The sequence below is a fragment of the Staphylococcus sp. EG-SA-15 genome, from assembly GCF_017151895.1.
Classification (GTDB): domain Bacteria; phylum Bacillota; class Bacilli; order Staphylococcales; family Staphylococcaceae; genus Staphylococcus; species Staphylococcus aureus.
The window spans coordinates 120764-141916 of the sequence record NZ_JACVZN010000001.1; the positions used below are offsets into that span (position 1 = coordinate 120764).

24 protein-coding genes are annotated in these 21153 nt (G+C 32.7%); 11 read left to right on the top strand and 13 right to left on the bottom strand.

The genetic code is table 11. The features are described 5' to 3' along the window. Window positions 1-118 precede the first annotated feature (118 nt). Entirely contained in the window at window positions 119-712 is a 594-nt protein-coding gene (locus IDG64_RS00555; RefSeq protein WP_000035058.1) for a peptidylprolyl isomerase, read from the bottom strand. Window positions 713-775: 63 nt separating this feature from the next. On the opposite strand from IDG64_RS00555, the gene IDG64_RS00560 reads away from it, so the two are divergent. The 9 genes from IDG64_RS00560 (at window position 776) to IDG64_RS00600 (ending at window position 8456) form a co-directional block, all read left to right on the top strand. Further along, window positions 776-1159, top strand: a complete 384-nt coding sequence (locus IDG64_RS00560) for a kinase-associated lipoprotein B (protein WP_000781156.1) — start codon at window positions 776-778, stop codon at window positions 1157-1159. Window positions 1160-1289: 130 nt separating this feature from the next. Beyond that, entirely contained in the window at window positions 1290-3695 is a 2406-nt protein-coding gene (gene mnhA1, locus IDG64_RS00565) for a Na+/H+ antiporter Mnh1 subunit A (RefSeq protein WP_000054609.1), read from the top strand. Next, complete coding sequence (gene mnhB1 / locus IDG64_RS00570; RefSeq protein ID WP_001081626.1) at window positions 3688-4116, top strand: Na+/H+ antiporter Mnh1 subunit B; 429 nt, start codon at window positions 3688-3690, stop codon at window positions 4114-4116. The genes mnhA1 and mnhB1 overlap by 8 nt, the downstream gene beginning before the upstream one ends. Beyond that, on the top strand, window positions 4116-4457 hold the full coding sequence (mnhC1, locus tag IDG64_RS00575) for a Na+/H+ antiporter Mnh1 subunit C (RefSeq protein ID WP_000402802.1): 342 nt from the start codon (window positions 4116-4118) through the stop codon (window positions 4455-4457). Before mnhB1 ends, mnhC1 begins: the two co-directional genes overlap by 1 nt. After that, window positions 4450-5946 (top strand): Na+/H+ antiporter Mnh1 subunit D, encoded by a 1497-nt coding sequence (gene mnhD1 / locus IDG64_RS00580; RefSeq protein ID WP_000573077.1) that lies wholly within the window; start codon window positions 4450-4452, stop codon window positions 5944-5946. The genes mnhC1 and mnhD1 overlap by 8 nt, the downstream gene beginning before the upstream one ends. A 1-nt stretch (window position 5947) precedes the next feature. Continuing rightward, on the top strand, window positions 5948-6427 hold the full coding sequence (mnhE1, locus tag IDG64_RS00585) for a Na+/H+ antiporter Mnh1 subunit E (RefSeq protein ID WP_000290674.1): 480 nt from the start codon (window positions 5948-5950) through the stop codon (window positions 6425-6427). Further along, window positions 6427-6720: a Na+/H+ antiporter Mnh1 subunit F gene (gene mnhF1 / locus IDG64_RS00590; protein ID WP_001016306.1), complete on the top strand. Its 294-nt coding sequence runs from the start codon at window positions 6427-6429 to the stop codon at window positions 6718-6720. The genes mnhE1 and mnhF1 overlap by 1 nt, the downstream gene beginning before the upstream one ends. Then, window positions 6698-7054: a Na+/H+ antiporter Mnh1 subunit G gene (gene mnhG1 / locus IDG64_RS00595; RefSeq protein ID WP_000590451.1), complete on the top strand. Its 357-nt coding sequence runs from the start codon at window positions 6698-6700 to the stop codon at window positions 7052-7054. The genes mnhF1 and mnhG1 overlap by 23 nt, the downstream gene beginning before the upstream one ends. A gap of 247 nt (window positions 7055-7301) precedes the next feature. Further along, window positions 7302-8456 carry an FAD/NAD(P)-binding protein gene (locus IDG64_RS00600; protein ID WP_000558777.1) on the top strand — a complete coding sequence of 385 codons (1155 nt, stop codon included), beginning with the start codon at window positions 7302-7304 and terminating at the stop codon, window positions 8454-8456. A 55-nt stretch (window positions 8457-8511) separates the two neighbouring features. Here IDG64_RS00600 and IDG64_RS00605 read toward each other — a convergent pair whose 3' ends face one another. The 6 genes from IDG64_RS00605 to IDG64_RS00630 all read right to left on the bottom strand — a co-directional run bounded on the left by IDG64_RS00605 (window position 8512) and on the right by IDG64_RS00630 (window position 14507). Continuing rightward, on the bottom strand, window positions 8512-8886 hold the full coding sequence (locus tag IDG64_RS00605) for a PaaI family thioesterase (RefSeq protein WP_000149295.1): 375 nt from the start codon (window positions 8884-8886) through the stop codon (window positions 8512-8514). Window positions 8887-8904: 18 nt separating this feature from the next. Then, a complete protein-coding gene (locus IDG64_RS00610) occupies window positions 8905-10221 on the bottom strand; it encodes a Na+/H+ antiporter family protein (RefSeq protein ID WP_000606324.1) in 1317 nt (438 codons plus the stop codon). Window positions 10222-10631: 410 nt separating this feature from the next. After that, window positions 10632-12107: a M17 family metallopeptidase gene (locus tag IDG64_RS00615; RefSeq protein ID WP_001009692.1), complete on the bottom strand. Its 1476-nt coding sequence runs from the start codon at window positions 12105-12107 to the stop codon at window positions 10632-10634. A gap of 130 nt (window positions 12108-12237) precedes the next feature. Then, the gene (locus IDG64_RS00620) at window positions 12238-13446 is read right to left on the bottom strand and encodes an NAD(P)/FAD-dependent oxidoreductase (RefSeq protein ID WP_000046076.1); all 1209 of its coding nucleotides are present in this window, start codon (window positions 13444-13446) and stop codon (window positions 12238-12240) included. Window positions 13447-13898: 452 nt separating this feature from the next. Then, window positions 13899-14258 (bottom strand): HesB/IscA family protein, encoded by a 360-nt coding sequence (locus IDG64_RS00625; RefSeq protein WP_001143493.1) that lies wholly within the window; start codon window positions 14256-14258, stop codon window positions 13899-13901. Between the two features lie 12 nt (window positions 14259-14270). Next, on the bottom strand, window positions 14271-14507 hold the full coding sequence (locus tag IDG64_RS00630) for a YuzB family protein (protein WP_001068337.1): 237 nt from the start codon (window positions 14505-14507) through the stop codon (window positions 14271-14273). A gap of 315 nt (window positions 14508-14822) precedes the next feature. Between IDG64_RS00630 and IDG64_RS00635 the strand changes: the two genes are divergently transcribed. Next, a complete protein-coding gene (locus IDG64_RS00635; protein ID WP_000794020.1) occupies window positions 14823-15887 on the top strand; it encodes an NAD(P)/FAD-dependent oxidoreductase in 1065 nt (354 codons plus the stop codon). A 58-nt stretch (window positions 15888-15945) separates the two neighbouring features. On the opposite strand, the gene IDG64_RS00640 is transcribed toward IDG64_RS00635, so the two are convergent. Next, on the bottom strand, window positions 15946-16269 hold the full coding sequence (locus IDG64_RS00640; RefSeq protein WP_000401414.1) for a YuzD family protein: 324 nt from the start codon (window positions 16267-16269) through the stop codon (window positions 15946-15948). Window positions 16270-16369: 100 nt separating this feature from the next. Here IDG64_RS00640 and IDG64_RS00645 point away from each other — a divergent pair, with 100 nt between their 5' ends. Beyond that, window positions 16370-16612 (top strand): NifU family protein, encoded by a 243-nt coding sequence (locus IDG64_RS00645; RefSeq protein WP_001141883.1) that lies wholly within the window; start codon window positions 16370-16372, stop codon window positions 16610-16612. Between the two features lie 262 nt (window positions 16613-16874). On the opposite strand, the gene dltD is transcribed toward IDG64_RS00645, so the two are convergent. The 5 genes from dltD to IDG64_RS00670 are packed head-to-tail and all read right to left on the bottom strand — an operon-like array spanning window position 16875 to window position 21137. After that, a complete protein-coding gene (gene dltD / locus IDG64_RS00650) occupies window positions 16875-18050 on the bottom strand; it encodes a D-alanyl-lipoteichoic acid biosynthesis protein DltD (RefSeq protein WP_000769416.1) in 1176 nt (391 codons plus the stop codon). After that, window positions 18047-18283, bottom strand: a complete 237-nt coding sequence (gene dltC, locus IDG64_RS00655; protein WP_000395692.1) for a D-alanine--poly(phosphoribitol) ligase subunit 2 — start codon at window positions 18281-18283, stop codon at window positions 18047-18049. The genes dltD and dltC overlap by 4 nt, the downstream gene beginning before the upstream one ends. A gap of 17 nt (window positions 18284-18300) precedes the next feature. Further along, on the bottom strand, window positions 18301-19515 hold the full coding sequence (dltB, locus tag IDG64_RS00660) for a PG:teichoic acid D-alanyltransferase DltB (protein ID WP_000613541.1): 1215 nt from the start codon (window positions 19513-19515) through the stop codon (window positions 18301-18303). Next, window positions 19512-20969 (bottom strand): D-alanine--poly(phosphoribitol) ligase subunit DltA, encoded by a 1458-nt coding sequence (dltA, locus tag IDG64_RS00665; RefSeq protein ID WP_000129661.1) that lies wholly within the window; start codon window positions 20967-20969, stop codon window positions 19512-19514. Before dltA ends, dltB begins: the two co-directional genes overlap by 4 nt. A 15-nt stretch (window positions 20970-20984) precedes the next feature. Further along, window positions 20985-21137 (bottom strand): teichoic acid D-Ala incorporation-associated protein DltX, encoded by a 153-nt coding sequence (locus IDG64_RS00670; protein WP_000837752.1) that lies wholly within the window; start codon window positions 21135-21137, stop codon window positions 20985-20987. Window positions 21138-21153: the final 16 nt, after the last annotated feature.

Here is a 21153-nt window from a genome sequence, read left to right on the forward strand (position 1 = left end):
AATATATTGAGATTGCTCATCATATTAGTTTATTTATTTTCGTTGGAATATATACTAATCCATTCATAAATTAGCTTTATCCGAGTTTAAAATGTTGGTAGTTAATTATGTTTAGATATTATTCTTCAACATCAATAGATTCAATTACAACATCATGAAGTGGTTTATCTTGTGGTCCCACTTTTGTATTTGCAATATCTTCTAATGTAGTTTCACCATCAATGATTTGACCGAATACTGTATGTTTTTGATCTAACCATGGTGTACCACCCTTCTCGCCATATGCATCAACGATTGGTTGTGGCCAACCACCATCTGCAAGTTGACTTAACATATTTTGAGGTACTTCTTTCATTTGAACAATGAAAAATTGTGAACCATTAGTATTAGGTCCTGAGTTAGCCATTGATAATGCGCCATATAAGTTAAATGCATTTAATGAAAATTCATCTTCAAAAGCACCGCCATAAATACTTTCGCCACCCATACCAGTAGCTGTTGGATCGCCACCTTGAATCATGAAGTCATTAATGACACGGTGGAATGTTATTCCATCATAATAACCATTTTTTGCATGTGTCACAAAATTTTCAACTGTTTTTGGTGCAATATTTGGAAATAATTTGAATGTCATGTCACCTTTATTTGTGTGCATAACCACTTTAATTTCACCTTGTTGTACTTCTTTGTTTAACTGTGGATAGTTAGCCATTTATATTCTCCATTCATGTTATGATACATATATATTAACATACTTTTAAGGGAGGAAAATAGCATGAAGCTATATCGATTTTCACACAAAACAGGTAGCTATGGTGTCACGATTGTTGAAGAAAATGGAGACGATGTCCTTGTTAAAGTTGAACAAGTTATCAAACACCCGAAACAAGGTGATTTACATAACCCTACTGAAACTGAAGGTGTATTTTTCCATGACCGCAAAGCATTAAGCCATTTTGAAAAACGCTATACGAAACGTTCACAATTACGCGACTTCAATGTTGATGTATTGCGCTATGAAGATTCACTTCAACAAGCAATTACAGATTTAGAAACTAAACTTAAAGCTCAGCAAACAAAACATGCTGAAATGTCTTTAGCTAGTTTAGCACGCTTAAAAGAAGATTATTCACTTCAATACAAAGAAAATTTTAAATAAAAAATGACGTGTTTCTTCTTATTTAAATACTTCTGAAAATAAAGCACAACAAGGAGTGTGTACGTTTTTCAGAACTATATCATTCATGTATAATGAATAACATAAATATTTTTTAAAGGAGGACAACATAGTGAGTTTGTTACATATTGCGGTGATATTACCGTTAATATTCGCACTCATTATTCCTATCCTGTATAGATTTTTTAAACGTATACATTTAGGATGGTTCGTATTACCTGTCCCTATCGTCATATTTATTTATATGCTTACATTAATTAAAACGACGATGTCAGGTAATACTGTAATGAAAACCTTAAATTGGATGCCTCATTTTGGTATGAACTTTGATTTATATCTTGATGGCTTAGGTTTACTCTTTAGTTTGCTTATTTCAGGAATCGGCAGTTTAGTAGTATTATATTCAATCGGCTACTTAAGTAAGTCAGAACAACTAGGGAATTTTTATTGTTATTTATTACTATTTATGGGTGCAATGTTAGGTGTCGTACTTTCAGATAATGTTATTATTCTATATTTATTCTGGGAGCTAACGTCATTTTCTAGTTTTTTACTTATTTCATTCTGGCGCGAACGACAAGCATCTATATATGGTGCTCAAAAATCGCTCATAATCACAGTATTTGGTGGTCTATCATTATTAGGTGGTATCATCTTACTCGCTATACCAACACAATCATTTAGCATTCAGTACATGATTCAACATGCTTCTGAAATTCAAAATAGCCCATTCTTCATTTTTGCGATGATTTTAATCATGATTGGTGCTTTTACAAAATCTGCTCAGTTTCCATTTTATATTTGGCTACCAGATGCAATGGAAGCACCTACACCAGTCAGTGCTTATCTTCATTCAGCAACAATGGTTAAAGCAGGGTTATATTTAATCGCTCGAATGACACCAATCTTCGCAGCATCGCAAGGTTGGGTATGGACTGTCACACTCGTTGGTTTAATTACATTATTCTGGGCTTCGCTAAACGCAACAAAACAACAAGACTTGAAAGGTATACTGGCATTTTCAACAGTATCCCAATTAGGTATGATTATGGCGATGCTTGGAATCGGTGCCATTAGTTATCACTATCAAGGCGATGATAGCAAAATATATGCTGCTGCATTTACGGCTGCAATATTCCATTTAATCAACCATGCAACATTTAAAGGTGCCCTATTTATGATTACAGGTGCAGTGGATCATTCTACTGGTACACGTGATGTTAAGAAATTAGGTGGCTTACTAACAATTATGCCTATTTCATTTACAATCACTGTTATTACAGCATTAAGTATGGCTGGTGTACCACCGTTCAATGGTTTCTTATCAAAAGAATCATTTTTAGAAACAACATTTACAGCAAGCCAAGCAAATTTATTCAGTGTTGATACATTAGGCTACCTATTCCCAATCATTGGTATAGTGGGCAGTGTCTTCACATTTGTATATTCAATTAAATTTATAATGCATATATTTTTCGGACAATATAAACCTGAACAATTACCTAAAAAAGCACACGAAGTATCAATATTAATGCTTTTATCACCAGCTATTTTAGCTACATTAGTAATTGTATTTGGTTTATTCCCTGGCATTTTAACTAATTCGATTATTGAACCAGCTACATCTTCGATTAATCATACGGTAATTGATGATGTTGAATTCCATATGTTCCATGGATTAACGCCTGCCTTTTTATCAACATTAGTGATTTATATTTTAGGTATCTTACTAATTGTGACATTTAGTTATTGGGTGAAATTGTTGCAACGACAACCTGGTAAACTAACATTCAATTATTGGTACAACAGAAGTGCAAATGTTATTCCAAACTACTCTGAAAAGATGACGAATAGCTATGTTACCGATTATTCACGTAATAATTTAGTTATCATTTTTGGTGCATTAATTTTATTAACATTTGTCACTATATTCTCAGTACCTTTCAACATTAATTTTAAAGACGTTAGTCCGATTAGAATTTTCGAAGTTTGTATCGTAATTTTATTATTAAGTGCTGCCTTTTTAATTCTTTTCGCTAAATCAAGATTATTTAGCATCATTATGTTAAGTGCAGTTGGATATGCTGTGTCTGTATTGTTTATATTCTTTAAAGCACCCGACTTAGCATTGACACAGTTTGTCGTTGAATCTATTTCAACAGCATTGTTCTTATTATGCTTCTACCACTTACCAAATTTAAATCGTTATAATGAAAAGCGCTCATTCCAGCTTACTAATGCTTTAATTGCTGGTGGTGTTGGTTTGTCCGTCATTATTATCGGTTTAATTGCATACGGAAATAGACATTTTGAATCGATATCTAAGTTTTATCAAGAGCACGTTTATGATTTAGCTCACGGTAAAAACATGGTAAACGTCATACTTGTTGATTTCCGTGGTATGGATACTTTATTCGAGTCATCTGTGCTTGGTATCGCAGGATTAGCTGTATATACAATGATTAAATTACGTAAAAAGCGTCAAACGCAAGGTAACGAGGTGAAAAATCATGAATAGACAACAAAATGATCTAATTTTGCAATTTGCTGCAGTTATTATCTTTTTCATGGTAATGGTCTTTGGTTTTTCACTTTTCTTAGCAGGACATTATACACCTGGTGGCGGTTTCGTCGGCGGATTATTATTCGCAAGTTCACTTGTTATCATTACGATTGCATTTGATATAGAAACAATGCGTAAAATTTTCCCATTAGATTTTAAAATCTTGATAGGTATCGGATTAGTTTTTTGTATTGCGACGCCTATCGCAAGTTGGTTTTTAGGCAAAAATTTCTTTACGCATGTCACATTTGATATACCGTTATTTATATTAGAACCTGTTCATATGACAACAGCAGTATTCTTTGATTTCGGTGTTTTATGTGCAGTAGTTGGTACTGTCATGACAATTATTATTTCGATTGGAGAGAACGAATAGTGGAAATTATTATGATTTTTGTTAGTGGTATTCTCACAGCAATAAGTGTCTATCTCGTTTTGTCTAAAAGTCTGATACGAATTGTTATGGGAACTACACTATTAACACATGCAGCAAACTTATTTTTAATAACTATGGGCGGACTTAAACATGGTACTGTTCCAATTTATGAAGCGAACGTAAAAAGCTATGTTGATCCTATCCCGCAAGCACTTATTTTAACAGCAATCGTTATCGCCTTTGCGACAACAGCCTTTTTCTTAGTATTAGCATTTAGAACATATAAAGAATTAGGCACAGATAACGTTGAGTGTATGAAAGGAGTTCCAGAAGATGATTGAAAGTAATATGCTTGTGTTAACGCTAGTTATTCCAGTAATTACAGCCATATTACTTGTCTTTATTGGAAAGCGTCCTATTATAAAGCGTTATGTCGCACTAGGCGGTACATTATTAACCTTGGTCGCGGCAATTATCAATTTAGCAAATGTTGTTAAACATGGACCAATACGCGTAGAGCTAGGTTCATGGAAAGCACCATACAGTATTGTCTTTGTATTAGACATATTCAGTGCCCTACTAATAATTACTAGTATTATTATTACAGCTATTGTGATTTTATATTCATACCAAACAATTGGTATTGAACGTGAAAGATATTATTATTATTTTTCAGTACTATTTATGTTAATAGGTATCATTGGTGCATTCACAACTGGTGACATTTTCAACCTATTCGTATTTTTCGAAGTATTTTTAATGTCATCTTATTTCTTATTAGTAATTGGTTCTACAAAAATTCAACTACAAGAAACAATCAAATATGTTCTTGTTAACGTTGTATCGTCATCCTTCTTCGTAATGGGTGTAGCGATTTTATATTCAGTAGTAGGAACATTGAATCTAGCAGATATAAGCAATAAATTAGCTAACCTTTCAGCGCATGACAGTGGCTTAGTCAATATCGTTTTCATACTATTTATCTTTGTTTTTGCTACAAAAGCTGGCGTATTCCCAATGTTTGTTTGGTTACCTAGTGCATACTATGCACCACCAATTCCAATCATTGCATTCTTTGGTGCTTTGTTAACAAAAGTTGGTGTTTATGCAATCGCTAGAACATTGAGCCTATTCTTTAGTGATAATGTAAGCTTTTCACATTATGTCATTTTATTCTTAGCACTATTAACGATCATCTTTGGTTGTGTCGGTGCTGTTGCATATGCCAACATTAAAAAAATCATCCTATACAATGTCATGATTGCTGTAGGTGTGATCTTAGTCGGCGTTGCAATGATGACAGAGTCAGGTATGATTGGGGCTATTTACTATACATTGCACGACATGTTAGTAAAACTTGCATTATTCTTGCTTATCGGAATTATGATTAAAATTACAGGCACTGCTGATTTAAGACAATTTGGTGGCTTAATTAAACGATATCCTGTACTTGGTTGGTCATTCTTTATCGCAGCATTAAGTTTAGCTGGCATTCCCCCACTCAGTGGCTTTTATGGAAAATTTTTCATTGTCCAATCAACATTTGAAAGAGGATTTTATTTAAGTGGTGTCATCGTCTTATTATCAAGTTTAGTCGTATTATATTCTGTCATTCGCATATTCCTACAAGGCTTTTTCGGTCAACCAAAAGGATATGATCTTAATAACAAAGTCGACGTCAAATATTTAACTACGATTGCAATCGTTGCAGTTGTGATAACTGTTTTATATGGATTGTCAGCAGATTACTTATATCCAATGGTAAAAGCTGGTGCAGAAACATTCTACAATCCATCAACCTACGTTAAAGCTGTATTAGGAGGTAAATAACATGGCTGTACAATTAGTATTAAACTTTATTATCGCAGTGTTTTGGTTGTTTGTAACAAATAGTTACACAACAAATAACTTTGTGTTAGGTTTCATCTTTGGCCTAGTTCTTGTTTACCTCTTACACAGAGTGTTACCAGGTAGATTTTATGTCATCACGCTATATCGTATTATTAAATTAGTTATTATTTTCTTAATCGAACTGATTAAAGCTAATTTTGATGTTTTGAAAATTATTATTAAACCTTCGATTAAAAATGAACCAGGATTCTTTGTTTATCACACAGATTTAAAAAAAGATTGGCAAATTGTCTTGCTGTCTAATTTAATTACATTAACACCTGGTACTGTAGTGCTTGGTGTAAGTGACGATCGTACAAAAATTTATATTCATGCCATAGATTTTTCAACTAAAGAGCAAGAAGTAGAAAGTATTAAAACATCATTAGAGAAAATTGTAAGAGAGGTGGGCGAAATATAATGAATCATAATGTTATTATCGTTATTGCATTAATCATAGTTGTCATTTCTATGTTAGCTATGCTCATTCGCGTTGTGCTAGGCCCATCACTTGCCGATCGTGTTGTCGCATTAGATGCGATTGGTCTTCAATTAATGGCAGTTATAGCATTATTCAGTATTTTATTAAATATTAAATACATGATTGTCGTTATTATGATGATTGGTATATTAGCTTTTTTAGGTACTGCAGTATTCTCTAAATTTATGGACAAAGGTAAGGTGATTGAACATGATCAAAATCATACTGATTAGTCTTGCACTTATCTTTGTTATCATCGGTGCTTTAATTAGCGCCCTAGCAGCTATAGGATTATTGAGACTTGAAGATGTATATTCACGTGCACATGCTGCCGGAAAAGCATCAACATTAGGTGCAATGTCATTACTATTTGGTACGTTTTTATATTTTATTGCTACTCAAGGTTTTGTAAATATGCAATTAATCGTTGCGATTATCTTTGTATTAATTACAGGTCCTCTTTCAAGTCATATGATTATGAAAGCAGCATATAATATTAAAACGCCTTATACTAAAAAGACTAAAGTCGATGAAATTTCGGAAGACTTAAAAGACACAAAATTGTAGATTATATAACAAAATCATGAATATAAATCAACAACAAACAGCAGTAAGATGATTCCAAATTAGGAATGATTTTACTGCTGTTTTCTTTTGACATTGTTACCTCTTTTTCAATGATTTTTTCTTTGACTACAGCTTCGCCCTATCTACGTATATCTCTTTAATTTAATTGCCTTTCATGTCGTTATGTATTATGATAATAATAATTATAAATCGTAACGATTACGCTTTAAAAAAGAGAGGTTTTATTATGCATTGGACAATTATCGGCGGTGGCATACAGGGAACTGCAATCGCACAAAAACTATTATCAAGCGGATTAACAACAGACCGATTAACAATCATTGACCCATACGAAACTTTTTGCCAAAGGTTTAACTCATATACAAATCGAATAGAAATGACTTATTTAAGATCACCGATTGTACATCACGTACATCCACAACCGTTCCATCTAAAACAATTCGCTAAACAGCACCAATATACAAATGCTTTTTATGGTCCTTATCAACGACCTGAATTGACAATGTTTATGGATCATATTGCACATGCTTCTAAACAATATCAATTAGAGGATTGCTTGGTTCAAGGTTTAGTTCAAACTTTAGATAAACAAGAAGACAAATGGCATATCAAGTTAGAAGATGGACAAATTATCACTACAGATTGCGTCGTTATTGCAATAGGCAGTACAAATATTCCGTTTATGCCTGACATTTTAAAAGACAAACAGAATGTAAATCATATTTTCGAGAAAGAACATGATCAAGTAGTATATGATAAGACCGATCATATCGTTGGTAGTGGCATTACTGCTGCACATCTTGCACTTAAATTGTTAAATCATGATAACGATAAAAAGATTCATTTATGGCTAAATAAAGATATTGAAATACATGACTTTGATGCTGATCCTGGTTGGTTAGGTCCGAAAAATATGTCTTCATTTTTAAGTACTAAAAGCATGCCTGAAAGAAATGCCATTGTACAACGTGAACGTCATAAAGGATCAATGCCTCACGAACTGTACTTACGCCTTAAAAAACATATTAAAAATGGTCGTATAAATGTGCATAAAACACCTATCACTCAAATTAGTGATGGTTTAATTAACACTGAAAATAATTCTGTTCCATATCAACAGATTATGGTTGCAACTGGTTTTGAACAAGATTTTATGTCACAACCACTTATTAAGCAATTAATACAAAATTATGATGCACCTATCAACGAATGTAATTACCCTGTTATTTCCGAAAAATTAGAATGGATACCAAATCTATTTGTCGCAGGATGCTTTGCAGACTTAGAATTAGGACCATTTGGTAGAAATGTTATGGGTGGCCGTAAAGCTGCCGAACGCATTGAACAAGCATTTCTAAAACTACAACAATATAGCGCATAAAAAAACTGCTAGCCGTAGTTATGAATATCTCATAACATTTCAGCTAGCAGTTCTTTTATTTTAAAGGTTTAATAGCAACTGTACCACGCATAACTGTAATTAATTGTTCTTTGTCATTCTTAATTTTTATATCCCATACATGTGTCGACTTACCTCGATGAATAATTTCAGCTGTCGCAGTAACACGACCATCTTTAGCAGAATGAATATGGTTAGCATTCATCTCTAAACCTAATGGAATAAATTTGGTTGTATCAATTAAATTAGCAGATCCTAATGAACATGCTGTTTCACCTAAAGCAATCGAAGCCCCACCATGTAAATATCCAAATGGTTGTTTTACTTTATCAGTGACAGGCATAGAAATAACAACTAAACCATCTTCCTGGTGATCTATTGACATCTCAAATGTCTCTAATAAATGAGTCATATTTTCACCTCTTTATGCTTATAGTACCATAGCAGCAATAGTACCGAAAATCATTAAAGGAATATTATAAAACAAGAAGTTTGGTACACATGTATCGCGTATATGATCATGTTGGCCATCAACATTTAATCCCGCAGTTGGTCCTAATGTTGAATCACTTGCAGGTGAACCTGAGTCACCTAATGCACTCGCTGTTCCAATCAATGCGATTAATGCCATTGTATCTAGTCCAATTGACGCTCCAAAAGGAATGAATAATGATGCGATAATAGGAATTGTTGCAAATGATGATCCAATACCTAAAGTGACAATTAAACCTATCACATACATCATGATAATGCTAAATAATTTATTATCACCAGTAATACTTGTTAAAGTTTTAACTAATTCATCTATATCACCAGTAGCATTCATTACACCAGCAAACCCATTTGCTGTTAAAATAACTACACCAATATAAGCCATAATTTTAATACCTTCAACAAACTTAGCATCTAATTCATACCAATTATATGCACGTGAAATAAAGAATACGAGTACCCCTGCCAGTGCACCAAAAATCATTGAATCTGTAAATGTTTGTACTAAAAATGTAGCTAGTATTGCCACAATTGTTACTATTAAGATATATGGTTTTAACTCTGTAACATTGTCACTATCTGAAATTTTACGTGTTTCATATTCACGTGGTTTACGATATACATATAAACCGATAAGTAAGCCAACAATATACCCCATTGAAGGAATAAGCATTGCTTTCCAAATCATATTAAACTCAATTGGGTGATTCGCCTTTGCAAAGCCACTTTGAATAATTTGCTGGAAAATTTGACCGAATCCATATGGTAATAACACATACGGGAAACATAAACCAAAACCGATAATCAAACCGATTAAACGTCTATCTATTTTTAAGTCATTAAACAGACTTAACAATGGTGGGATGACAATTGGAATGAATGCAATATGTACAGGAATTAAGTTTTGACTCATGATACTCATAGCTAATAATGCAATGATTATTGTCACTTTTACTTTAACTCTTGACCATCGACTATTTTCAGCGTGAATTGCATTTATAATTTTTCCTACTAAATAGTCTGTGATACCACTGTATGAAATTAATGCTGCAAATCCACCTAATAATGCATAGCTTAATGCTACCTCAGCACCATCGACTATATTTTTCCCAAATACATTTATAACTTTTTCAATGCTCATGCCTGAAATTAAGCCACCAACTAGCGCACTGATAAATAAGCTTATAACTACGTTTAATCGACATAAACATAGCACAATCATTAATATTACTGCTATTACTACTGCATTTATCATATGATAACCATCCTTTATCGCTCTATCGAACTAAAGCGTTTATAGACTACATAGTATCAGTAGCTTTAACACCTGTCAATAGCAAACTATACCCATAATCTTTATTTTTTAGTTAATTGTCTTTCTTAAAATAATTTTCACTTTCATTAAATTAAACAATTTTACAAGCCTGGAACACCAATCAAAATCCTAAGTTCTATAATGTTATATTAGTAGTCGTTGACTGAATGAGCATATGATTATAATAAGTTTTTGCAATGCTAATCAAGTTGATTTATGCTCACAAGGATATGCGATTTATATTTTCTTACAACAATGAAAATGCCTGATACAATGCGATCCTTTATACTTTCAAGAGTTAAATTAGAAATGTATAACAAGACACAAGTTGTATCAGGCAAATAATTAAATTATTGTTGTTTTAACCATTGTACTATCGTCGGAATCATAAATCCTGTTGGCCCTTTTGGACCATTATATGAAGCTTTATTAGTCGTTGCTGGACCTGCAATATCGAAATGAATGTGAGGTGTTTGACCACTAAAATGTGTTACAAAACTTGCCGCAAATAGCGCTTTACCTTGTCCATTCGTATGGTTAACTAAATCAGCGATATCACTGTGATTAATACTTGCACGTTCGGTTGCAGTAATCGGTAATTCAAATACCATTTCATCGACTTTAGAACTTATTTGTAATATATCGTTTAATATCACTTTACTATTCGATTCAAATGCAGCAGCTTTATCATCGCCTAGTGCAACGATGGCTGCACCCGTTAATGTAGCAAAGTCCATAATCACACTAGGCTGATATTGATTTGCATAATACACAGCATCTGCAAGGACTAATCTACCTTCAGCGTCTGTATTCATTACTTCTACAGTTTCACCACTTAATGCTGTAAATACATCATCTGGCTTCATTGATGCTTCATTTATCATATTTTCAGCACAAGCAAGCACTCCGACAATATTTACAGGCAGTTGTAAACGACTAGCCGCTTCAATGATACCAACGACATTCGCAGCGCCACACATGTCAAACTTCATTGTAGCCATGCCATTCTTCGTTTTAATACTATAACCACCAGAATCATACGTTATACCTTTACCAACTAAGGCAATTGGTGCTACATCTTTGTCTTTGCCATTATATGTGATGGTTACTAATCTCGGTTTATGCTTACTACCTTTACCTACTGCTTGTAAAAGTCCGAATCCTTCAGAAACTAAAGTGTCATAATCTTTAACATCTACTTTGACCTTTGTATTTTTAAAATGATTAACAATATCTTCTGCAAATGTTTGTGGTGTTAATACATTCGGTGGCATATTACTAAAGTCTCTTGCCAAATTAATGGATTGGCCAATACTGATACCCTCATGAATGAAATCTAATTCAATTAATGATTCACTAATAAGGTTTAAATTCGTCTTAAACGGTGCCTTCTTACTTGATTTATAATGATCGAATTCATATGTTGCACGCTCACTTTGAATACCGCATGCCATTAATACATCTGATAACTGATCATATTTTGAAATAAATGAATCCATAAGTAAATACGTATCTTCAATATGTTCTGACTTTATGTATTGGAAAAGATGTCCCCATATTTTCAACATATCTTGATAACTACGTGCTTTTAAGTTTCCTAAACCAACTGTAATTAAACGATATGTTTGATCTTGTACATCAAATGCAGTTGTATAAATCTTCCCAACTTTACTACCAATAATATGTTGATGTTTTAGTCTTTCAAGTGATTCTGTAATATCGATATGATTAAAACTAATGCGCTCTAACTGATTTAAATGTTCTGGTATACCAATAATCAATGTATTTATTTCGTTGCTTAGTGTGTTATTTAATTTAAAATTCATAATGTACCTCCTTAGATTTGATATGTTACTCACTTCAAATTGTACAACAATAAAGCCCTTCAGTGACACTGAAGGACTTTATAAATGAATAATTTAATTTTATGTGTTTAGCTGAAACTTTATTTAAAGCCTAGAATTTACCTTTTTTGAATGCTAAACCGATACCACCGATTTTGAATACCGCACGTGTATCAATCACTTTTTTCATGAATGCTGCTTTTTTACCAGCGATAGGTTTACCAAATACCATACCTACACCGTCATGTGAACCTAAAGAACAAACAGTTCCACGATCAACGTATTCGAATTCTTCAGTTGATTCACCGTTTAAGATGCGTTTAATGTTTTTAGCAACACTTTCACCTTGTTGCATTGCAATTTGTGCTGTAGTTGGTAATGGACGTTCTTCTCCAGCTGGGATAAACGCTGAACAGTCACCAATAACAAAAATGTTGTCGTAACCATTGATTGTTAAATCTTGCTTTGTAACGATACGTCCACGTTTAACGCCTTCAAATGATTCTTCCATTAATTTACTACCACGTACACCAGCTGCCCATACTGAAGTACCTGCATTTAATTGTTGTTTTTCACCATCTACTTCAACTACAAAACCTTTTTCGTTACAAGCAACGATTGGTGTAGCAATTTTAAATTCAACACCGCGGTCTTCTAAGTAGCTAACTGCGTGGTTAACTAATTCTTCTGAGAACATTGGTAACATTTTAGGTGCTGCTTCAACACAAGTGATTTTAACTTTATTTTGATCCACACCATATTTGCTACATAATTCAGGAATTCTGTCTGTTAATTCACCTAAGAATTCAACACCAGTGAATCCAGCACCACCAACTAAGATAGATAAATCGTTATCATCTTTTTCTTTTGATGCTGCATAGTTAGCAAATTTGTCTTCGATATGACGTGATAATTCACGTGCTGTGATAACATTTTCAATTTGGAAAGCATGATCTTTCATACCTTCGATGCCGAATGTTTCACTAACGAAACCTAATGCTACTACTAAAATATCAAAGTCATAAATACCTTGATTTGTTTCTACCTTTTTAGCATCACGGTCAATTTTTGTTACTTCTGCTTGAACAAAGTTCACTTTGTCTTTCTTCAAGACACTTTCCACAGGATATAATACATCTTCATAGTTTAGTGTACCTGCTGATGCTTCATGTAACCATGTTGCTTCATAGTGATATTCATTTTTATTAATAAGCGTAATTTCTGCTTCTTCTGTTGATATCGCTTTTTGCAATTTAGTTACAGTCTGTAAACCTGCATAACCAGCACCAAGTACAAGTACTTTTTTACGATCTTGAGCCATTTAATTTCACCTAAGCTTTCATATTTTTTTAACCAAATGCTGATAATTACTAGTAACAACTGGTCATTACTACTTTTACCACAATGTATACTAGTTTATCATCATTTTGTTATTTAAGTCTTTTAAATTATGTAAAAACCTGTGATGTTCACAAAAAAGACATTTTTAATCCAATACTAATTCTATAGCTTTTATGTTATATTTTCAAGCAAGATTCAGTCAGATTGTGAAAAAATTAATTAATTTTTTCGTAGCCTGATTTCGATTAAAAATGTATCCGTTATCACGATCATTTAAATTACTATTTATAGTCAGATTCTTAATTTTCAATAAGCTTTTTAATAAAACAAAATATCTTTACGCAAAAATAGGACATAATCAAATATGTCCCTAATCAAAATTGATATCAATTTGTATCCCAAAAATTGGGTTAACCATTTAAAGTTATTTTATTAGCAATTTTCAGGATTACCTGCAACTTTTGCAGTTCTAAATGAACTACCACAGCCACATGAAGCAATTGCATTAGGATTGTCGATTTGGAAACCGCCACCCATTAATGATTGCTTAAAATCAATAGTCGTACCATTTAATACGGGTGCATCTTTTTTGTCTACTAAAACTTTTAATCCAAAGTATTCTAAGATTTCATCATTTTCACCAGGCGCTTCTTCTGCACCCATACCGTATGTTAAACCAGTGCACCCGCCACCATTCACTTTAATTTTTAAATAGCCATCTGGCATTTCATTTGCTTTAAGCATATCTTTTACTTCGTAAGCAGCTGCTTCTGTTAATATAACTGTTGGCATGATAACTCCTCCTTAAAAAATCCAAGTTTCTTTTATATGTGCATATATATTTTGTAATAATTCTTCCGGCGAATCACCTTCAACAATATCACCATTTACTAAAGCATACAACCCGGCTGAACATATACCACAATGTGTCAGGCAACCATACTCTAACACATCGACATCTGGGTCATTTTCCAGTTGATTAAAAACATAATCTCCACCTTTTGCCATGTTAGAGAGACAAAATTCTACGATCGGATTCATACTTCACCTTCTTATTTCATTTGTTACAATATTATAGCATTTTAAAACTGGTATTTTAACATGATGTGCTCAATTACAACAACTGATGTTTCTTATCCCAGTTATGTAATAGTGCCTTAGTTAGTACAAATATTTATTTGTAGTCATTTTCAAAAAAATATATAATAAGCATATAAATACATATTTACTTTTTTAGGGGTTATTGATGAATCAAAGACACTTGCATTTTATAACTGTTCATTAACAAATATATCTATGCACTTTGATCTTTTCAAAATTAAAGTAAATATTAACATATAAAAGGGGTACTTCATTATGAAAAACTTAGTTTTGTTAGGCGGCGGATATGGTAATATGCGTATCATGTCACGCATTTTAACTACTTCTTTACCACAAGATTATACAGTCACATTAGTTGATCGTATGCCATTTCATGGATTGAAACCAGAATTTTATGCTTTAGCTGCGGGCACGAAATCAGATAAAGATGTTCGCATGAAATTCCCTAATCATCCACAAGTGAATACAGTTTATGGTGAAATTAACGACATAGATTTAGATGCTCAAATTGTCTCAGTCGGTAATTCTAAAATTGATTATGATGAGCTAATCATTGGTTTAGGATGTGAAGATAAATATCATAACGTTCCAGGAGCCGAAGAATATACACATAGTATTCAAACACTCTCAAAGGCTCGGGATACTTTCCATAGTATTAGTGAACTACCAGAAGGTGCTAAAGTTGGTATCGTTGGTGCTGGATTAAGCGGCATAGAACTTGCCAGCGAATTAAGAGAAAGTAGATCAGACTTGGAAATATATCTTTATGACCGTGGGCCGCGAATTTTAAGAAATTTTCCAGAAAAATTAAGTAAGTATGTTGCGAAATGGTTCGCCAAAAATAATGTTACTGTTGTTCCAAATTCAAATATTAATAAAGTTGAACCTGGTAAAATATATAACTGTGATGAACCTAAAGATATTGATTTAGTTGTATGGACAGCAGGAATTCAACCTGTTGAAGTTGTTCGTAACTTGCCGATTGATATAAATAGTAATGGACGCGTGATAGTTAACCAGTATCATCAAGTACCAACATATCGTAACGTCTATGTAGTTGGTGATTGTGCTGATTTACCACATGCGCCAAGTGCTCAGTTAGCCGAAGTTCAAGGTGATCAAATTGCCGATGTGCTTAAAAAGCAATGGCTAAATGAACCATTACCTGACAAAATGCCGGAACTAAAGGTACAAGGTATCGTTGGGTCATTAGGAGATAAACAAGGTTTTGCATATATCATGGATCGCACTGTAACAGGACGACTCGCTTCTATTTTAAAATCCGGCGTACTTTGGTTATATAAATATCATAATGGTTAAAATTAAAAAGCAATGTCAGTTCACACTATTACTGACATTGCTTTTTGTTATGTGTATATTATTCATTCACAAGCTTTTGGTCTATAAATCGAGTGATTTGCTTTGTTTGTATATAACCATCTGCTACATATTCATCGTTCATTGTAATTAATGGATAAAATAGTTCATCTTGTTCTATTCTTTCAATAAATTGTAAATCATGATCTGTTAAGTTGTCATTATCTTTTGTAATATCTATATACGTATATTTAAATGATATATTTGGGTATTTTCTTTTTAATAGCGGCTGTAGCCAGTCATAAATATCTTTCGATGTTGGCGCATTAACGCAACTTGCACAAATAACATCTGCCCCATATACTACCACACTCACGTGCTCCATATATTTATCCCCCATTGGTTTGATAGATTTTTATTACACTATCTATTATAATATACTAATAAAGATTATCAAATTCATCTCTCGAAAGGAGACTTGCCTGATGCCTACTGAAGATACAACGATGTTTGATCAAGTAGCAGAAGTTATTGAACGTCTTCGTCCATTTTTATTACGTGATGGTGGCGACTGCTCATTGATTGACGTGGAAGACGGTATTGTTAAATTACAATTACATGGTGCATGTGGTACATGCCCAAGTTCTACAATCACTCTTAAAGCTGGTATTGAGCGTGCATTACACGAAGAAGTGCCTGGTGTAATAGAAGTAGAACAAGTATTCTAATATAAAGATATTAAGTTAACAGAACATATTATGAATAACAACAAAGACAGGAATACTGAATTATTTATAATCAGTTATTACCTGTCTTTTTTCGCTGTCAAATTGGACTGATGGGAAAGTTATTTTATACTATTTATCTGATTAATTATTTTATTATTGCCACATATCCAAGCGCATATTACTATTCTATTCTATGAAATTTAAAATATAAAAATAGCACATACGCTCAATCAAAATCGTTGAGTTATGTGCTATTTGTATTTTAATTTTTAGGTTTATCTACTTCAGGTTGTGGTTCACCTTTCATATGTTTCGCAATTTGCTCATCCATATAAACCCAACCTTTCCAACCGATGTGTACGGCATCACTGATAACATATTTTTCATAATCTTTATCAGTCATATCGTAAATTTTACCACCATTATCTACAACAGTAGAATGGATTTTTTTATAAACTGCTTGACGACGTTCTTTATCGATACCAATGTGGTCATACCATACACCGTTTGATGGAATACTTACATATTGAACATCTGCACCAGCAGCACGCATTGTTTTTACAAGTAATTCTAAATCTTGGAATTCTGGAGAATTAACATTGAATTCGTAGTCACGTCTAACTTTACGCTTACTTTCTTGAATTAATTTCCAGTATTGATCTCTAATACCAAATTTATTCGATGTAGTATCAGCTTTACCAATTTCAACTGCTTTTTGTTTCATCTCATCCCAAGAAGCATCTGGTTTTGTAGCAGGTTTAACATGTTCTAATGGAGATTTATCCATTGCAAACAATGATTTAATCGCTTCTATTTTAATCAATTGATTCTCTTTAAAACCAGAAATATAACTATCTTTAGTTTCTTTAGGGTTTTTAGCATAAGATTTCAAGTATTCTTTATTGTGTACATGTGGAAACTGTAATAAACGTTGTGCATAACGACGTTTTAATTCAGTAGACATGTTTTTCTGCTGGAACATTTGATTAATTTGAGTTTGAGACATACGAGCATCAAAGTTTTGATTCGTTAAACCATGGTTTGTAAACCATTGTGGTGAAATAATAAATGTTAATTTCTTACCTTTTAATTTATCATACTGTGATGCAAGTTCAACTGCGTTAATTAAGTCTGTAGAACCACCAGCACCTAATAAGAATGCTTTTTTGTTGGCGTTATGCTTATTTAATGCAATTGCAGGATTAAATGGGTCATCTTTACCTAATTCACTAGAGCCGTATATAGGATAATACTTGTTTGATTCGTATAACTTATCTTGAATGAGTGTGCCTTTTAGTACTTGATCTGTCAATGAAGTTCTATTATCTTCTACAGTCTTTTCATTTACTAATCCTGTAAACCAACTAGCAGGTAATAATAGAAAGACAATGAATACCGCTCCACTAATTAAAATGGGTAAAAAAGGTTTTAATTTCATCGTAACTCTTCTAATGCTTCAACGATTTTATTTGGTGTTGCCCACTCATCTCTATCAAAGTCCATAATAGATACTTCGATATCAAGTTTATTTTGAATCTCTAATAATAATCCAACTGTTTGGAAAGAATCAATAATACCTTCTTCAAAAATTTCTACGTCTGGATTTTCTTTTACAATATCATTTTCTGCTACTTCTGCTAATAAATTTAATACTTGTTCTCTAAATTCCATAATTAAATTCTCCTTTATTATATAAGTTTACCTGAGAAGATTAAAAAGCCAAATGTTACAAAGTGGAATGTAATCACAATGCTAAGTGCTGTTGTGAAACCATTTTGCCAACGTGGCGGATGTTTCTTACGCCAACGTTCATAATAGCCATAACCTATAAACAATGCTGCATGGTATAAACCATAAACAATGTAATACACTTCGATACCATGCCAAATTCCCATTATGAAGAAGTTGATTAAGAATGCCACGTTAGACATTGCAAATTGACTCTTCAATAATTTTTTACGAGACATGTAGAATAAAGATCTCATGTAAATACAATCTCTGAACCAGAATGATAATGTCATATGCCATCTATTCCAGAAATCTTTAATATTTTTCGCTTTGAAAGGTTTATCGAAGTTTGGTGGTGTTTTAATACCGAATAAATAACTAAATGCTATCGCAAATAAACTATAACCTGCAAAGTCAAAGAATAAATATAAGCTGTATGCGTACATATATAACCACAAATTGACAAAGCCATGTAAGTCTAATTGTAACGGCATGATTGCATATGTGTTAATAAAGTAAGCAACAATATATTTATACAAGAAACCAAGCATAATCATGTGAATTGCTTTTAATACTAATTCACGATATTCATTGCCTGTTGGTACTTTTTTATCGTCTTTAACGAAACGTTTGTAACGATCGATTGGTCCAGATGAAATCGTTGGGAAGAATGAAATAAATTGAATTAATTTCCATACTTTAATTTCTTTGATAGAACCATCACGAATTTCCATAATTAACTGCACACTTTTGAATGTAACATAAGAAATTCCTAAGAAACCAACAAATTCAATTAATTTACTTTCATGGAAGTGAATCTGATGTCCACCTAACCATGTACTTTGTAACACTTTCACAAGTGCTAATGGCAATATTGATAAAACCATTACAGTTACAAATTTTGAAAATGAATTATTTTTTGGTTTTGAATGATAATAAAACATTATCAATAAAACTTGCCATACGACGTAAATAATAAAACTAATTAATTGAACACTTAAATACTTTTGGTCAAACAGATTATGTTTATCAGAAGAAAAGATTAACACAATCATAAATGCTGTAACTACGCCATTATAAATGTAACTTCGCTTACCTAAAAATCCAAGTATAATGACTGGTAATAATGCAATTAAAGCAATTAAGAAGAATGTAAAATCACCATATGGAATCATCCGTTAATTACCTCTGCAATTTTCTTTCTGTCAATTTTACCATTTGAAGTCAATGGCAATTGTTCCATCCATTCAAACTTTCTAGGAATCATATACTCTGGTAAGCGTGATTTCAAGTCATTTTTAATATTTTTAGTCATTTCTGCATTGTCCGTAACTTCAGTCGTTGGCACAATTGCACCAATTAAATGAATAACTTTATCATTTTTATATACAGGTACAACAATCGCTTCTTTTACGAACTCAGACTGGCGTAATTGTGTTTCAATTTCTTCTAATTCCATTCTGTAGCCATTCAATTTGATTTGGAAATCAATACGACCTTGAATGAACCATTGACCATTTTCAAACTTCGCTTTATCACCAGTGTGATAAGTACGAATACCGTCATCGAAATTAAATACTTCAGCTGTTTTTTGGTCATTTTTTAAGTATCCTAAACTTACACTTTGACCTTCGATAACAAGTTCACCTTCATCTGTAGTAGATAATCTTGCGCCTGGTCTTTCAACGCCAACAGGTAATGTCGGATATTGATCTAAGATTTCTTGTGTAATTTGAATACTTGTAACTGCTACCGTAGCTTCAGTTGGACCATATGTGTTGTAAATCGTCGCACTTGGGAAACGGCTTACTAACGCTTTTGCTGCTCTGTGAGGTAGAATTTCACCACAGAAGAAGAATTCGTTAAGACTACCATATTGTTCTTCATTAAGCGTTGGTAATAATAAACACATTTCCATAAATGATGGTGTTGATACCCAAATGTTAATCGGTGTTGCTGTTAGCATTTCATTTAATAATTTAGGTTTATTAATCATGTTTTTATCTACAAGATTTAATGTACCGCCTGATGCTAAACATGGATAAATAGCCATTACAGATAAATCAAATGAAAATGGCGCTTGGTTAAGCCATTGTTGTTCATTTCCTGATTTATTAAGTTCTAACATCCACTCAGTAAATTGAACTAAACTTGCATATTCAATTTGAACACCTTTAGGTTCCCCAGTAGAACCAGATGTAAAGATTGTGTATACTGTGTCGTTATCTTTAATCTGACTATCAAAAATTACTGGGTCTTGAGATGTTTTAATATCTTCTATTGTAAATACTTCGCCTTCTAAACTTTCAAATGATTCATCAGTCGTATTAAATACAAACTCTGGTTGAACCTTGTTAATAATCATTTTAATACGGTCTTCAGGAATTGAAGTGTCTACAGGTACATATCCACATCCTGCTTTAATGGCACCAATCATCCCAACAATCATATATGGTGACATGTGACCGAATAAAATCATCGGTTTCCTACTACCTTGTAATCGATGTGCTAATTTACTAGACTCATCCATTAACTGTTGATAAGTTAATTCATCAGTTGTGTGTCTAACAGCAATGCTTTGTGGATTTGCATCCGCAAACGCTTGCAGCTTGTTAATAATATCTGTCATATTAAGTCTCCCTCATTAGAACTCATTATAAATGAAGTTATTGTGTGTGTCGCCACTGCCATAAATTAAATATAAAGTAATAAATATTGCCAAATACAATAGTGTTAATAAATATGGTTTGAATGCTTCAACATATTTATTAGGTGGCTGTTTACTTTTAGATTTCATATTGCACCTCTTAAAG